General features: G+C 73.2%; 12 protein-coding genes. 5 read left to right on the top strand and 7 right to left on the bottom strand.

The features are described 5' to 3' along the window. Window positions 1-40 precede the first annotated feature (40 nt). The 3 genes from ACZ4VF_RS21620 to ACZ4VF_RS21610 form a co-directional block, all read right to left on the bottom strand. Window positions 41-1,210: an anhydro-N-acetylmuramic acid kinase gene (locus ACZ4VF_RS21620; RefSeq protein ID WP_467927814.1), complete on the bottom strand. Its 1,170-nt coding sequence runs from the start codon at window positions 1,208-1,210 to the stop codon at window positions 41-43. Between the two features lie 68 nt (window positions 1,211-1,278). Further along, on the bottom strand, window positions 1,279-2,850 hold the full coding sequence (locus ACZ4VF_RS21615; RefSeq protein WP_467927813.1) for a sodium:solute symporter: 1,572 nt from the start codon (window positions 2,848-2,850) through the stop codon (window positions 1,279-1,281). Window positions 2,851-2,858: 8 nt separating this feature from the next. Next, window positions 2,859-3,866 (bottom strand): N-acetylglucosamine kinase, encoded by a 1,008-nt coding sequence (locus tag ACZ4VF_RS21610; RefSeq protein WP_467927812.1) that lies wholly within the window; start codon window positions 3,864-3,866, stop codon window positions 2,859-2,861. A gap of 148 nt (window positions 3,867-4,014) precedes the next feature. Between ACZ4VF_RS21610 and ACZ4VF_RS21605 the strand changes: the two genes are divergently transcribed. Then, entirely contained in the window at window positions 4,015-4,959 is a 945-nt protein-coding gene (locus ACZ4VF_RS21605; RefSeq protein ID WP_467927810.1) for a MurR/RpiR family transcriptional regulator, read from the top strand. Between the two features lie 50 nt (window positions 4,960-5,009). Here ACZ4VF_RS21605 and ACZ4VF_RS21600 read toward each other — a convergent pair whose 3' ends face one another. From ACZ4VF_RS21600 to ACZ4VF_RS21590, 3 genes are all read right to left on the bottom strand, one after another. Then, window positions 5,010-5,864: a GNAT family N-acetyltransferase gene (locus tag ACZ4VF_RS21600; RefSeq protein WP_467927809.1), complete on the bottom strand. Its 855-nt coding sequence runs from the start codon at window positions 5,862-5,864 to the stop codon at window positions 5,010-5,012. A gap of 52 nt (window positions 5,865-5,916) precedes the next feature. After that, the gene (locus tag ACZ4VF_RS21595) at window positions 5,917-6,483 is read right to left on the bottom strand and encodes a GNAT family N-acetyltransferase (protein WP_467927808.1); all 567 of its coding nucleotides are present in this window, start codon (window positions 6,481-6,483) and stop codon (window positions 5,917-5,919) included. A gap of 61 nt (window positions 6,484-6,544) precedes the next feature. After that, window positions 6,545-7,132 (bottom strand): TetR/AcrR family transcriptional regulator, encoded by a 588-nt coding sequence (locus tag ACZ4VF_RS21590; RefSeq protein WP_467927806.1) that lies wholly within the window; start codon window positions 7,130-7,132, stop codon window positions 6,545-6,547. A gap of 104 nt (window positions 7,133-7,236) precedes the next feature. Between ACZ4VF_RS21590 and ACZ4VF_RS21585 the strand changes: the two genes are divergently transcribed. Further along, on the top strand, window positions 7,237-8,313 hold the full coding sequence (locus tag ACZ4VF_RS21585; RefSeq protein ID WP_467927805.1) for a Gfo/Idh/MocA family protein: 1,077 nt from the start codon (window positions 7,237-7,239) through the stop codon (window positions 8,311-8,313). Window positions 8,314-8,592: 279 nt separating this feature from the next. Here ACZ4VF_RS21585 and yicI read toward each other — a convergent pair whose 3' ends face one another. Next, a complete protein-coding gene (yicI, locus tag ACZ4VF_RS21580) occupies window positions 8,593-10,863 on the bottom strand; it encodes an alpha-xylosidase (protein ID WP_467927804.1) in 2,271 nt (756 codons plus the stop codon). 282 nt (window positions 10,864-11,145) lie between these two features. Here yicI and ACZ4VF_RS21575 point away from each other — a divergent pair, with 282 nt between their 5' ends. The 3 genes from ACZ4VF_RS21575 to ACZ4VF_RS21565 are packed head-to-tail and all read left to right on the top strand — an operon-like array spanning window position 11,146 to window position 14,200. Next, window positions 11,146-12,420 (top strand): ABC transporter substrate-binding protein, encoded by a 1,275-nt coding sequence (locus ACZ4VF_RS21575; RefSeq protein WP_467927803.1) that lies wholly within the window; start codon window positions 11,146-11,148, stop codon window positions 12,418-12,420. Further along, window positions 12,417-13,361, top strand: a complete 945-nt coding sequence (locus tag ACZ4VF_RS21570) for a carbohydrate ABC transporter permease (protein WP_467927801.1) — start codon at window positions 12,417-12,419, stop codon at window positions 13,359-13,361. Before ACZ4VF_RS21575 ends, ACZ4VF_RS21570 begins: the two co-directional genes overlap by 4 nt. Window positions 13,362-13,366: 5 nt before the next feature. Continuing rightward, complete coding sequence (locus ACZ4VF_RS21565) at window positions 13,367-14,200, top strand: carbohydrate ABC transporter permease (protein ID WP_467927800.1); 834 nt, start codon at window positions 13,367-13,369, stop codon at window positions 14,198-14,200. Window positions 14,201-14,212 lie beyond the last annotated feature (12 nt).

Raw genomic sequence — 14,212 nt, 5'->3', positions numbered from 1 at the left:
CGGGCGGCCGGTCGCGCAGGGGCCGGAGCTCCCGGCGGTGTCAGCGGACGATCCGGAGCCGCTGCGGTGCGCGGACGGCCGGTTCGGGAAGGCGCAGGGGGCCCAGGCCCGGGGTGATGCTGCCGAGCAGCGTGGCCCTGGAGGCGCCGGTGGCGGCGGGGTGGGTGCCGGGGAGGCCGTGGACCGTGAGGAAGCCGAGGACGGCGAAGGCCAGGGCCTCCTTGGCGTCGGAGGGCAGCCCCAGGTCGTCGCAGCGGCGCAGCGGTACACCGGGCAGCTCCTCGGCGAGCATGCGCAGGAGCACCGGGTTGCGGGTGCCGCCGCCGGAGACGACGACTTCGGTGACCTGGTGGGCACGGCAGGCGTCGGCCACCGTCACGGCGGTCAGCCGGGTCAGGGTGGCCAGGACGTCGTCGGGGGCGGGCGTGGGGACGGCGTCGAGCGCCCGCTGAAGATACGGCAGGTGGAAGTGCTCCTTTCCGGTGGTCTTCGGGGCGGGCCTGCGGTAGTAGGGGTCGTCCAGGAGGAAGCGGAGCAGCTCCGGGCTGACCCGTCCGGCGGCGGCACGGCGCCCGTCCTCGTCGTGCGTGGCCCCGCCGCCGGTGAAGTGGTGCACGGCCGCGTCCAGCAGCGCGTTGGCCGGGCCGGTGTCGAAGGCCAGCGGACCGGCGCCGGGCGCGAGGACGGTGACGTTGGCGATGCCGCCGAGGTTCAGCGCCGCCGGGACACCGGGGAGGGCGCGCAGCAGCAGGGCGTCGGTCATCCCGACCAGCGGGGCGCCCTGACCGCCGGCCGCGACGTCCCTGCCGCGCAGGTCGGAGACGACGGGGAGCCCGGTCGCCTCCGCGATCCAGGCCGGCTGGCCCAGCTGGAGCGTGCCGCGGACGACGCCGTCCTCCACCCAGTGGTGGACCGTCTGGCCGTGCGAGACGACCAGGTCCGCGGTGCCCCCGCACAGGTCGCGCAGGGCGCGCTCGGCGGCGCGGGCGAAGGCCTGCCCGATACCGCTGTCCAGGGCGCACACGGCCCGGGTCGTCGTGGTGGCCGGCGGCAGGGAGGCGGCGATGAGGGCGCGCAGGGCGTCCGGGTAGGGGACGGAGAGGTGCCCGACGGGCCGCAGGAGCAGTGTGTCGTCGTCCAGCGTGAGGTCGGCGGCGGCCGCCTCGATCGCGTCGTACGAGGTGCCTGACATCAGGCCGATCACCCGCATGGTGCCTCCCACGGCTGTCGGGGTCGAGAGGGACGGGGCGCGGCTGCCGCACCCGCGGTGATGGGCCGTCAGCGGGGGGTGGCCGTCGGGACGCGGCCCTGGCCGGGATCCGGCTGGTCGCCGTCCGCCCGGACCTCCGCGGTCTCGGGGGCGCGGTGCAGCAGGCTCATCAGGCCGCCGACGGCGAGGGTGGCCACCACTCCGACCGGGACCAGCCACTGGGCGGCGATGGCCGTCGGCACGGTGCCGCCGGCGGCCGTGGCGACGTCGATCCTCACCTCGCGCACGATGTACGTCATCGCCGCGACCGTCACCAGGAACGCCACGACGGCGTCCGTCTCGCCCGCCCGCCGGACCGTGCGGCCGAGCAGGAACGCGCCGAGCAGGGCGCCGTAGGTGTAACCGGCGATCGTGAGGCCCGTGAGGTAGACGTTCCCGGTACCGGTGCTGAACGCGCAGGCGAACACCGCCATCAGCGCCGCCCACACCAGCGTCATCACGCGCGCGAGCCGCAGCAGCGAGGCCTCGGAGGGGGTCCTGCGGAAGAAGCTGCGGATGATGTCGGCGACGGTCGAGTTGGACATGGAGTTCAGCGCGGAGGACAGCGAGCCCATGGCGGCGCCGAGGATGCCGGCCACGAGCAGACCGGAGATCACCACGGGCAGCCCGTGCAGGATGAAGTTCGGGTAGAGGTCGTCGGAGCTGCTCAGGCCCAGTTCCTGGAAGCTCCTGCCCTCGTCGTACGACCACAGGAGCGCGCCCACCAGGGAGAAGGCCGCGAACTGGAGCGTGACGAAGACACCGGAGGCGATCATGGCCTTCTGGCCGTCGCGCAGGGAGCGGGTGGCCAGGATGCGCTGGACGATGAGCTGGTCGGAGCCGTGACTGGCCATGGCGAAGATCGCGCCGCCGACGATGGCGGTGGGCAGGGCGAACGGGCTGGTCAGGATGTGGGCGAGGGTGAAGTCGGTGTCGAAGAGCCGGAACCGGCCCGCGTCCAGGGCGCGCGTCAGGCCGGCGCCGCCGACGTGCGCGGACAGGACGGCGATGGCGAGCACCGCGCCGCCCAGGTAGAGCCCCATCTGGATGGCGTCGGTCCAGATGACCGCCTTGATACCACCCAGATAGGTGTAGAGGACGGTGATCACGGTGAGCACGACGATGATGAGGCGGTAGCCCGCGTGCACGCCGAACTCGTCGAGCAGCAGCTTGATGGGGATCGCGGACGCGAACAGCCGGACGCCCTCGGCCAGGAGACGGGTGAAGACGAAGGTGACCGAGGCGAGACCCTGGAGCCTGGGCCCGAAGCGCGTGCCGAGGTACTGGTAGGCGCTGACGAAGCCGCCCCGCTTGTACAGGGGGATGAGGACGGTGGCCACGACGACCCGGCCGACGACGTAGCCCAGGGCCAGTTCCACGTTGCCGAAACCCTGGCCGCTGTAGGCGCCGCCGGGCACGCTGATGACGGTGAGCACGCTGGTCTCGGTGGCGACCACCGAGAACGAGACGGTCCACCACGGCATGCTGCTCTCGCCGACGAAGTAGTCCTTCGACGTCGTCTGCCGGCCGGCCAGGCGCAGTCCGGTCACGGCGATCGCCACCAGGTAGACGACGATCACCACGAGGTCGAGTTGGCGCACGCTGTCTCCTAGGCGACGGCCGGCGGGGGAACCGGCGGGGTGGGGGCGGTGGGGGCGGTGGGGAGGGGCGCCGCCCGCCGGACGCGGACGACGTGCGGCTCGTGGGGGGTGCGGGTGTCCAGGGCCAGCAGCCGCGCACCGTCCAGCGGGTCCCCGAGCGGGGGCCGCAGGCGCAGCGGGCGCGGGGATCCGGCGAGCGTCGAGCGCAGCGGTCCGAGCAGCGGTTCACCGAGTCCGGTGAGGCCGCCGGTGACGGCGGCGCGGAGATCGTCCCCGCCGATCCGGCGGGCCGCGGCGAGCACGGTCTCGCCGAGCGCGGTGGCGGCGTCCCGGACGATCGCCGCGGCCGGCGCGTCCCCCGCCGCCGCCGCGCGGGCGACGTCCGGGGCGAAGGACGCGGCGGTGCGGGCGGGGTTGCCGTCGAGGCTCAGGGCGACGGGCAGCCGGTCGGGGTCGCCGAAGCGCTCGCCGGCGGCGGCCAGCAGCGCGGTGTCCGGTCCGCGTCCGTCGTGGGCGCGCAGTGCGGCGCGCAGTCCGGCGGCGCCGATCCAGGCGCCGCTGCCCTCGTCACCGAGCCAGGGCCCCCACCCGTCGACGCGCGCGTACGACCCGTCGTCCCCGATGCCGACGGCCACCGCGCCGGTGCCGATCGCGAGGACCACGCCGCTCCGGCCGCCCAGGGCGCCGGCGTGGGCGGTGACCGCGTCGCTGGTGACGGCCACCTCGTCCGCGGGCAGCTCCCCGAGGAGCAGACCGGCCAGGTCGCGGGCCGCCCTCGGCGCGGCGGCGGCGCCCGCCGCACCGACGCAGAGTGCCGCGGGCCGCAGGGCGGGCGCCCGGGCCAGGAGCGGGCGGACGGCGGCGAGTACGGCCGTGCGGGCCGCCTCCACTCCGCCGTCCGTGGCGAGCCCGGGGGCACCGGGCGCCTCGTGAACGGCCCGGGCGGGACCGGCGCCGTCCCACAGCACGGCACGGCAGCCGGTCTTGCCCAGGTCCACCGCGACTGCTGCTGTCATGCGGCACGCCTTCATCCGGGGTTGCAGCGAGTATCAGAACGCGGACCTCCGGATGTCAACAAGTGACCTCGTTCCGTGAGCCGCGTAAATTTTTGACGGGCCGACGGGGTGGAGTTACCGTGTCCCACCCACCCAGGAGGGAGCGGTCATGGCCGGCCAGGAACCACCCCGCACCCCGGCCCGGCCGGAGCAGGCCTCACCCGCCGGGACCCTGGCGCGCATCCGCGCGGAGCTGCCGTCCATGGCGCCCTCGGAGCGGCGGGTGGCGGACGTCGTCCTGGCCGATCCGGCGGGGGCGTCGGAGCTGTCCATCAGCGCGCTCGGCGAACGGGCGGCCACCTCGGTGGCCACCGTCATGCGCTTCTGCCGCACGATAGGCGTCACCAGGTACCCCCAGCTGCGTCTCGCGCTGGCCGCCGCCGCGGCCCGCGAGCACGCCCTCGACGCCGACCGTCCGATACCGAGCACCGACCTCAGTGCCACCGACACGCTGGGCGAGATCGTCGACAAGATCATCTACAACGAGGTGCGCGCCCTGGAGGACTCCGGGGCCGGGCTGGACATCGACGTCCTGGGCCGAGCGGTGGACGCCGTGGCGGGAGCCCGGCGGATCGACATCTTCGGTGCCGGCGCCAGCGCTTTCGTCGGCCAGGACCTCCACCAGAAGCTGCACCGTATCGGCCACATGGCCTTCATCTGGACCAACCGGCACGCGGCCCTCACCGCCACCGCCCTGCTCGGGCCCGGCGACGTCGCCCTGGCCGTCTCCCACTCGGGCGAGACCGAGGACACCGTGGAGCCGCTCCAGGTCGCCGCCGAACGCGGCGCGACCACCATCGCCCTGACCAACGCGCCCCGCTCCACCCTGGCGCGGAGCGCGGACCTGGTGCTGACCACCTCCGCCCGCGAGACGCCCTTCCGCTCCGGCGCCACCGTCAGCCGCATCGCCCAGCTCGCCGTCGTGGACTGCCTGTTCGTCGGTGTCGCCCAGCGCCGCCTGGACACCGCGACCGCGGCCCTGCACCGGACCTACCGTGCCGTCCAGCGCCGCAGGCCCCCGCGGCAGCCCCGCCGCGGGCCCGCCGCCGGCTGAGCGGCTCCGTCCGGGCGGGCAGGCCTCTCGGCGGAAGGCGCGTACCCCTCTCAGGAGAAGGCGTACCCGGCGAAGTCGGCCAGCGGGACGTACCCGATCCGCCGGTACAGGGCGTTGCTGGTGGTGTTGGCCGGGTTCGTGAACAGGACGACGTCCGTCGCGCCCGCGGTGAGCGCGGCCCTGGTCACCGTGACCGTCACGGCGCCCGCGTAGCCGCGGCCCCGGAGGCGGGTCGGGGTGTAGACGGGGTCGACCCGGACCATGCCGGCGACCATCGGGGTCGAGCCCGCCAGGGAGACGGGTGTGCCGTCCGGCGTCTCCCAGAACGTGAAGTGTTTGCCGGCGAAGCGCGAGCCGGCCCAGGAGGCGGCGTCGAGCGGTGCCTCTCCCACTTCCGCGACGAACTCGTTGCACCAGCGCAGGAGGTGCTCCTGGTCGCCCGCGCCCAGGACACGGCTCCGGCCCTCCGGGCACGGCTCCGGCGGGGTGAGCGCGCCGAGACGGTGGAGGCGGCCCCGCCAGTCGTGCTCGGCCGCCGCACCCGCGTGCCGCCGCCATGCCTCGGCGAAAGCGACGGCGGTGTCCTGGTCCGCGGTGACACCGGAGAGCCTGAGGCCCAGGCCGGCCAGGCGGACGGCGAGGCCGTCGGCCCGCCCGGGGGAGAGCGGGGTGAGGGTCAGGCGGTGGGTCGCGAGGCGGTAGCAGACGGCGCGGACCTCGCCCCCCGACTCCAGCCGGCCGAAGACGGTGCCCTCGGAGCCGAACGCGTCCGCCCCGCGGGTGCGCAGCTTCTCGATCGTCGTCAGCGGGGTGTTGTGCAGCGCGGGCCGCGAGCGCAGGAAGTCCCCGGCGCGGGTGAGGAAGTCGTCGATGTCGTCGGTGAGGTGCCAGTCGTCCGGGCGCATGCCTCATCATCCCGAACCGCCCGACGGCACGCGGACCCCGGGCGTGCGGAGTTCAGCCGTTCCACTCCCGGGCCAGCATCGCGTACACGTACTCGCTGCCCCACCGGTCCCCGTCGAGGTCGTTCTCGACCAGATGCGCTTCGCGGCGCATGCCCATCCGCTCGCACACGGCCGCCGACGCGGTGTTGAGGGCGTCGAGCCGGGCGAAGACCCGGTGGACGCCCAGCCGGCCGAAAGCCAGCGACATCAGTGCGCCCGCCGCCTCGGTGGCGTAGCCGTGTCCCGCGTGGCGGGGGTGGAACACCCAGCCGATCTCGGCCTGCCGTGCGTGGGCGTTCGCGAGGGTGAGGACCACCTCGCCCATGACGCCGGGCTCTCCCGTCCGGCACACCGCCAGCAGGAGTCCGTCGCCGTCGGCCTTCCAGCCGGTCCCCGCGGACCGCGCCGCGATGGACTCGGCGCAGGCCTGGCGGGTGAGCGGCGGCCGGTAGAGATAGCGCGCGACCTCCGGCAGCGACTGGTACGCGTACCGGTCCTCGACGTCGCCGGATGTGAACGGCCGAAGCACCAGCCTCTCGGTGGTGATGGTCACCGGAACGGTCCCGGAGACGGTCGTCATGGCAGATCCCCCCTGTGCTGCCGACAGCCTTGCCGGACAGCCTAGTTGCTCACGGCAGTGATCAGCTGGGCGGTGGGAAGAGCGTGCGCAGGGCCAGGTCGGCCACCCGGTGCAGCTGGTCCCGGGTACGGCCGCTCGCCGCCTGCACGGCGATGCCGTCGGTGACGGTGTGCACGAGCTGGGCGAGGACGCGCGGGTCACAGTCCGCGGGCAGGTCGGCCGCCCGCTCCAAGCGCCGGCGCAACGCGGCCTCGCCGGCCATCCGCCGTGCGATCACCTCCCGCCGGATCGGGTCGGATTCCGGACCGCAGGCGTGCACGCTGTTGACGCTCAGGCACCCCTGGGGCGTGTGCGGCCCGCAGGTCAGCTCGACGGCGCCGCGGACCAGTCGCTCGACGACCTCCCGCGCGGTGGGCGCGTCCAGGGCCTCGACGGCGAAAGCGCCCGGGCCGGCGAAGTAGCGGTCGAGCACCGCGCGGAACAGCTGCTCCTTGTTGCCGAACGCGGCGTAGAGGCTGGGCCTGTTGACACCCATGGCCGCGGTCAGATCCGACAGGGACGTGCCCTCGTAGCCCTGCCGCCAGAAGACCTCCAGCGCCCGGTCGAGCGCGGTCTCCGCGTCGAAGGCGCGCGGGCGGCCGCCTGGCATGCCGTACCTCCTCAGGTTTTTTACCCATCGGTACGTTACCCCTTGCGGCCCGCCTCCGAGTCCCCCTAGTTTTGTATCGATCGGTAAGAAACAGGGGAGGACGCATGATCAGAGCAGGGATCGTCGGTGCCGGTGGCTGGGCCGGCGTGTCGCACCTGCCCGCGCTCGCCGGACTGGCCGGGTTCGAGGTGACCGCGGTCGCGACGACCCGTCAGGCGAGCGCCGACCGAGCGGCGGCGGCCCACGGCGTACCGCTCGCGTTCGCCGACGCCCAAGCCCTCGCCGCCCACCCCGACGTGGACCTGGTGGTGGTGTCGGTCAAGGCGGCCGGCCACGCGAAGGTGATCAGGGCCGCTCTGGAGGCGGGCAAGCACGTGCTGTCCGAGTGGCCGCTGGGCGTGGACGTCGCCGAAGCGGAGGACCTCGCCCGGGCGGCCGGTGCCGCCGGCGTCGTCCACGCCGTGAACCTCCAGGGATACCAGTCGCCGGACGCCCGGTACGTGGCCGACCTGGTGGCCCAAGGCGCGATCGGCCGGCTGGAGTCGGTCGTGCTGGTCGCCGCGGGCGACCCGCTGGGCGGCGCCCGCATCGCGCCGGAGCTGGCCTGGTCCACCGACCCCGCCGCGGGCACCTCGCTCCTGACCGTCATGGCCGGCCACTTCCTGGCCGCCCTGGACCGGATGGCGGGCCGGCTGGCCGAGGTCTCCGCCAGGCTGCCCCGCCCGTACGACCACGTCGAAGTCGCCGGGACCGGCCGCACGGTTCCCAACGGGGTGCCCGCACAGGTGCTGCTCCACGGCGTCCTGGAGAACGGCGCCACCGCGTCCGTCGCCGTGCACGGAGGCAGCGGCACTCCGGACGGGTTCTTCGTCAAACTCGTGGGCACGGAGGGCGTCGTGACGGTGGCCCCCACCCGGCCGGGCACGTACATGCACTGGACGGACTGGGACATCAAGGTCGACGGCGAGCCGGTGAAGGTCCCCGACGACTACCGCACCGTCCCCTTCGACCCCGCCGCCGGACCGGTCGCCAACGTCGCGTCCGTCTACCAGGAGGTCGCCCGGTCGATCGCCGAAGGGCGCCGGCCCCAGCCCGACTTCCACGCCGCCGCGGCCCACCACAGGGTGCTCGCGGCCATCGAACGTTCCGCGGAGACCGGTGCCGTGGTCAAGGTCCGGTGAGGCGGGCGACCATGGGCGCTACGGCCACGGCTGCGGTCCACGGTCGGTCACGGCTGACGGTGACGGTCACGGCTGCCTCCGCGGTCGGCGCGGAAGCCGACTCGTCGCACCGGCGCCCACCGGATCCGGGCGCCGCCCCCGCCCGCACGTCGGGCACGTTCCCGGGATCGACCGCACCGCCCCCCGCCCGGGCCACCCTCTCCCGGCTGACCGCGGCCCGAGCGTGCCGCGGCCCGTCGGAGCGTGCCGTGGTCCAGGGCCATGACGCCGCCCCGCCGTTCAGTCCACCGGTACGACCACCTCGCCCGTGCCGGTCGCGCTCGCGCCGCCGGGAACGCGGACGGTGAAGGGGCGGCCGGTGCCGCGCGCGGTGACGCGCAGCCGTGTGCCGTCGTGGCGGACGGTGAAGGCCGCGGCCGGGGCGCCCGTCAGGTCGGGGACCGTGGCCTCGGCGGTGTAGCCGGGCGCGGCCGTCGGGTGGACCAGCAGGGTGGGGGTGGCCAGCCAGTCGCCGTCCGGGCGGCTGTCGTCGGAGGCCAGGGGCAGGACGGCGCCCTCGCGGACGTACAGCGGCAGGCTGTCGTAGCCGTGCCGCTCGGTGCGCCAGGCCGGGCCGGTGACCCGGTCGCCGGTCAGGAGGTGCGTCCAGGTGCCCTCGGGGAGGTAGACCTCGACCTCGCCGTCCTCCGTGAACACCGGGGCGACCAGCAGGTCCGGGCCGAGCAGGTACTGGCGGTCCAGCGCGCGGCACGCCGGGTCGTGCGGGAACTCCAAGAGCATCGGGCGCATCACCGGGACGCCGGTGCGGTGGGCCTCGGCCGCGGCGCCGTAGAGGTAGGGCATGAGACGGTGCTTGAGCAGGGTGAACCGCCGGGCGACCGCCACGGCCTCCTCGCCGAAGTTCCACGGCACGCGGTACGACGTGGAGCCGTGCAGCCGGCTGTGCGAGGAGAGCAGGCCGAAGGCGAGCCAGCGCTTGAACACCGCGGGGTCCGGGGTCCCCTCGAAGCCGCCGATGTCATGGCTCCAGAAGCCGAAGCCGCTCAGGGACAGGGACAGCCCGCCGCGCAGGGACTCGGCCATGGCCTCGAAGGACGCCCAGCAGTCGCCGCCCCAGTGCACGGGGTACTGCTGGCCGCCGGCGGTCGCGGAGCGGGCGAACAGGACGGCCTCGCCCTGGCCTCGCTCCTTCTCCAGCAGTTCGAAGACGGTCCGGTTGTACAGATGGGTGTAGTAGTTGTGCATCCGCTCCGGGTCGGAGCCGTCGTGCCACACGACATCGGTGGGGATGCGCTCGCCGAAGTCGGTCTTGAAGCAGTCCACGCCCTGGTCGAGCAGCGCCTGGAGCTTGGCCCGGAACCAGTCCCGGGCGTCCGGGCTGGTGAAGTCGACCAGGCCCATGCCGGCCTGCCACAGGTCCCACTGCCAGACGTCGCCGTTCGGCCGGCGCACCAGGTGGCCCAGCCGCGCCGCCTCCTCGAACAGCGGGGACTTCTGCGCGATGTAGGGGTTGATCCAGGCGCTGACCTTCAGACCCCTGGCCTTCAGGCGGGCGAGCATGCCCTCGGGGTCGGGGAACACGGCGGGGTCCCACGCGAAGTCGCACCACTGGTACTCGCGCATCCAGAAGCAGTCGAAGTGGAAGACGGTCAGCGGGATACCGCGCTCGGCCATGCCGTCGACGAAGGACGTCACCGTCGCCTCGTCGTAGTCGGTGGTGAAGGAGGTGGTCAGCCAGAGGCCGAACGACCAGGCGGGCGGCAGGGCCGGGCGGCCGGTGAGGGCGGTGTAGCGGGCGAGGACCTCCTTCGGCGTGGGGCCGGCGATCACGTAGTACTCGAGGGACTGGTCCTCGACGCTGAACTGCACCTGGCCGACGGACTCGGAGCCGACCTCGAAGGAGACCCTGCCGGGATGGTTGACGAAGACGCCGTAGCCGCGTGAGGAGAGGTAGAACGGGATGTTCTTGTAGGCCTGTTCGCTGCTCGTGCCGCCGTCGGCCTGCCAGACCTCGACGACCTGGCCGTTCTTCACGAACGGGGTGAAGCGCTCGCCGAGCCCGTAGACCTGCTCGCCGACACCGAGCGCCAGCTGGGCGAGGACGTGGTGGGCCCCGTCGTCGGTGGTGGCGAAGGCGGTGCCCTTGGCGCCGGCCCGCGTCAGCTCCCGTCCGTCCGCCCCCTCGAACGCCAGCGCCCAGGGGGCCGCCTCGTCCAGGCGGAGGGTCAGCGGGCCGCTGGTCAGCTCGGTGACGGTGCCGTCGCGGCGGACGGTGCCCGCGCCGTCCGGCGCGACGGTGAGCGCGAAGTCCGGGCCGGGACGGCGCGTGCCGGCGTGGTGCGTCACCCGGACGCCGATCACGCCCTCGGCGGGCGAGAAGCAGTCGACCGTGAGGAGCGGCGCGTTGAGCGTGTCCCCCCTCCGCGCCACCTTCTTCGCGGCCGCATAGGCGGTGAAGCGCTTCGATTCCACGCAGACGTCGCGCGTCTCGACGGCGTACGCGATCTGCACGCCGTCGCGGATGCGCCAGAAGCCGTTGGTGAACTTCATGTTCTTCCTCGGGGGAGGCGGAGTGGTTCGAGCGGGGCGCGGAGGCGTCGCCCGGGATGTGGATCGTACACAGACCGTCTCGCCGCCGGACAGGGGCAAGTCCCGGTAAAACCACGGTGACCAGCCATGATCACGGGCCTCTCGGCCGTCGTCACGGGACGGTGCGCCGGGATGGACCGGTGCTCGGGTCTTCCGTCCGGCGCGCGCATGGCGTATTAGTCATGGCTGTGAACAAACGTGTCCGGCAATGCCGCCGGAGTAGTGCGACAGCAGGGGCCGCGCATGTCGAAGCGCTTCAATAGACTCCCTCGAAGTGCCGTCCGATCCGCACGCGGTGCCGTCATACCCCTCGTGGCCGTCCTCGCCCTGGTCGCCGGAGCGGCGTCGACCGGCTGCGGCCGGCAGCGCGACAGCTCCGTCTACACGGTGCTGAACTCGTCGACCGACGAGACCTACCACCGCTGGGACGCGCAGGCGATGGCCCGCTGCGGCAGGCGGCTGGGCGTCACCGTCGAGCAGCAGAGCGTCCCGGCGGCGCAGGTGATGACGAAGGCACTGCGCATGGCGTCCTCCAGGTCGCTGCCCGACATCGTGCAGTTCGACGCCTCGGAGATGCCGACGTTCGCCGAGGCCGGCGGGCTCGTCGACCTCAGGACGCTCGGGCTGGGCACCGAGGACGTCCCGCGGGGCATCGTCGACTTCGGCTCCTACAAGGGGACCTACTACGGTGCCGCCCGGGCGGTGAACACACTCGCGCTCTTCTACAACGAGGACATCCTCGACGGCGCCGGCCTGAAGGTGCCCGCGACCTGGGCGGAGCTGCGCGAGACCGCGAAGAAGCTCACCCGGGGCAAGCGGTACGGCCTCGCGCTCAGCGCCGGCGGCGCCGAGGACGGCGTCTTCCAGTTCACGCCGTTCATGTGGTCCAACGGCGGGGACGAGACCCGGCTCGACGGGCCGAAGGTCGTCCAGGCGCTGGACTACTGGAAGAGCCTGCTGGAGGACGGCTCGCTGTCGAAATCGACGGTGGGCTGGACGCAGGCCGACGTCAACGACCAGTTCATGGCGGGCAACGCGGCGATGATGATCAACGGCCCGTGGCAGGTCGAGACGCTCGACTCCGACAAGTCGCTGCACTGGGGCATCGCACGGATCCCGGTGCCGAGGCCGGGGGAGAGGTCCGTGGGCCCGCTGGGCGGTGCCGTGCTCACCGTGCCGGACACCGGTGACCGGCGGCGGGAGCGGACGGCGGGGAGGATCGTCGCCTGCCTCGCCGGCGAGAAGGAGCAGCTGGCCTACGCGCTAAACAGCTGGATGGTCCCGGCCAACGAGAAGGCCGCCGCCGTATGGCGCAAGCGGGTGCCGGAGCTGGACGCGCTGGCCGACCAGGTCGCCGCGGCCCGGTCCCGCACGGCCAGGCTCGGCGCCGGCTGGACGGGCGTGTCGCTCGCCCTGCAGAGCGCCTTCCAGTCCGCCCTGACCGGCCAGTCCAGCCAGGCCGCCCTCCAGCGGGCCCAGCAGCGGGCCACGAACGGGAACCGAGGTACGCGCGGATGACCACGTCCACCGTGACCACGCCCACCGCGGTGCCCCCGGCCGGCGTGCCGGTCCCCGCCCGGCCGCGGCGCCGGAACCGGCTCGCCCAGTGGGGGTTCGTCGCCCCGGCGGTCCTGTTCATGCTGCTGTTCTTCGGCTACCCGCTCCTCCGCAACGTCGTGATGAGCTTCCAGCACTACACGCCGAGGACGTTCTTCACCGGTGAGGCGCCCCTGAACGGCTTCGACAACTGGTCGAACGTCCTCCAGGACGCCCTCTTCGGCAAGGCGCTGCGGCACACGCTGGTCTTCACCGCCGGCTCCCTCCTCGGACAGTTCTGCATCGGCCTCGCCCTCGCCGTCTTCTTCACCCGGAAGTTCCCCCTGAACGGCGTCCTCCGGTCGCTGATCCTGCTGCCCTGGCTGGTGCCCATGGTGGTCTCCGGCATCGTCTGGCGGCGCATCCTCGACCAGGACACCGGTGTACTGAACTCCTTCCTCGACACGATCGGCCTCGCCGGTCACACGCCATGGCTGACCGATCCGCACACGGCCCTGCTGTCCGTCGTCCTGGTCAACATCTGGATCGGCATCCCGTTCAACATGGTCGTCCTGTACGGCGGGCTGCAGGAGGTACCCCGCGAGCTGCACGAGGCGGCCGCCCTGGACGGTGCCTCCGCCTGGCGGACGTTCCGCTCCGTCACCCTGCCGGTGCTCCGGCCCGTCGTCACGGTCGTCCTCGTCCTGGGATTCATGTCGACGGTCAAGATCCTCGACCTGATCCTGGCCCTCACCGACGGCGGCCCCGCGGACGCCACCCAGACGCTGGGCACGCTCACCTACCAGAACTCATTCGTACGGCTGGACTTCGGGGCGGGCGCCGTCGTCGGCAACGTACTGATCCTGATCTCCGCGGTGTTCGCGGTGTTCTACCTGCGGGCCAACCGCACCGAGGGGACGTGACGGCGATGACCGCCGAGAACGTGAGGCCGCGTGCGCGCGGACACCGCCTGGGCTCCACCGTGACCGGTGTGCTCGTCCTGGCCGTGATGCTGTTCCCGCTGTACTGGATGCTCGACACCGCACTCCAGCCCGAGGCCGGGCTGGTCGAGGTCGCCCCCGTGCCGCACGGCGTGGACCTGTCCGGCTTCTCCAAGGCGCTCGACGACCAGGGCGGGCACCTGCTGACCTCGCTGGTGGTCTCGCTCGGTGCCGTGGCCGTGTGCCTGGCGATCGCGGCCCCGGCGGCGTACGGGCTGGCGCGGTTCCGCCTGCCCGGCACGCGCACCCTCGTGTTCGGCACCCTGATCACCCAGATGGTGCCGGGGATCGTCGTCGCCAACGCGCTCTACACGTCGTACGTCGACCTGGGCCTGGTCAACTCCTACGCCGGGCTGATGCTCGCGGACGCCTCGCTGGGCATCCCCTTCTCCATCGTGCTGATGCGCTCGTTCATGGTGTCCATCCCCGGCGAGGTCATCGAGGCCGCGCAGATGGACGGGGCCGGGCCGCTGCGGACCTTCGTGCGGGTGGTGCTGCCGATGAGCCGCAACGCCCTGATCACTTCGGGCCTGTTCGCGTTCCTGTTCGCGTGGAGCGACTTCGTGTTCGCGCTCACCCTCAACACCACCGACGACGTCAAGCCGGTCACGCTGGGCATCTACCAGTACATCGGCGCCCACGTGGGCGACTGGGGCTCGGTGATGGCCGCGTCCGTGCTGTCCGCGATCCCCGCCGCGATCCTGCTCGTCCTCGCGCAGAAGTACATCGCCGCCGGTATCACCGGCGGTTCCGTCAAGTGACCCCAGGAGCCC

The sequence above is a fragment of the Streptomyces sp. NPDC029151 genome (assembly GCF_055564315.1).
This window is presented reverse-complemented; position numbering and strand designations above follow the sequence as displayed.

What these genes read in the sequence shown, in the direction of transcription:
- ACZ4VF_RS21620 (WP_467927814.1), bottom strand. Translation starts at nt 1,210, where the DNA reads ATGCGGGTGATCGGCCTGATGTCAGGCACCTCGTACGACGCGATCGAG.
- ACZ4VF_RS21610 (WP_467927812.1), bottom strand. Translation starts at nt 3,866, where the DNA reads ATGACAGCAGCAGTCGCGGTGGACCTGGGCAAGACCGGCTGCCGTGCC.
- ACZ4VF_RS21605 (WP_467927810.1), top strand. Translation starts at nt 4,015, where the DNA reads ATGGCCGGCCAGGAACCACCCCGCACCCCGGCCCGGCCGGAGCAGGCC.
- ACZ4VF_RS21600 (WP_467927809.1), bottom strand. Translation starts at nt 5,864, where the DNA reads ATGCGCCCGGACGACTGGCACCTCACCGACGACATCGACGACTTCCTC.
- ACZ4VF_RS21595 (WP_467927808.1), bottom strand. Translation starts at nt 6,483, where the DNA reads ATGACGACCGTCTCCGGGACCGTTCCGGTGACCATCACCACCGAGAGG.
- ACZ4VF_RS21590 (WP_467927806.1), bottom strand. Translation starts at nt 7,132, where the DNA reads ATGCCAGGCGGCCGCCCGCGCGCCTTCGACGCGGAGACCGCGCTCGAC.
- ACZ4VF_RS21585 (WP_467927805.1), top strand. Translation starts at nt 7,237, where the DNA reads ATGATCAGAGCAGGGATCGTCGGTGCCGGTGGCTGGGCCGGCGTGTCG.
- yicI (WP_467927804.1), bottom strand. Translation starts at nt 10,863, where the DNA reads ATGAAGTTCACCAACGGCTTCTGGCGCATCCGCGACGGCGTGCAGATC.
- ACZ4VF_RS21575 (WP_467927803.1), top strand. Translation starts at nt 11,146, where the DNA reads ATGTCGAAGCGCTTCAATAGACTCCCTCGAAGTGCCGTCCGATCCGCA.
- ACZ4VF_RS21570 (WP_467927801.1), top strand. Translation starts at nt 12,417, where the DNA reads ATGACCACGTCCACCGTGACCACGCCCACCGCGGTGCCCCCGGCCGGC.
- ACZ4VF_RS21565 (WP_467927800.1), top strand. Translation starts at nt 13,367, where the DNA reads ATGACCGCCGAGAACGTGAGGCCGCGTGCGCGCGGACACCGCCTGGGC.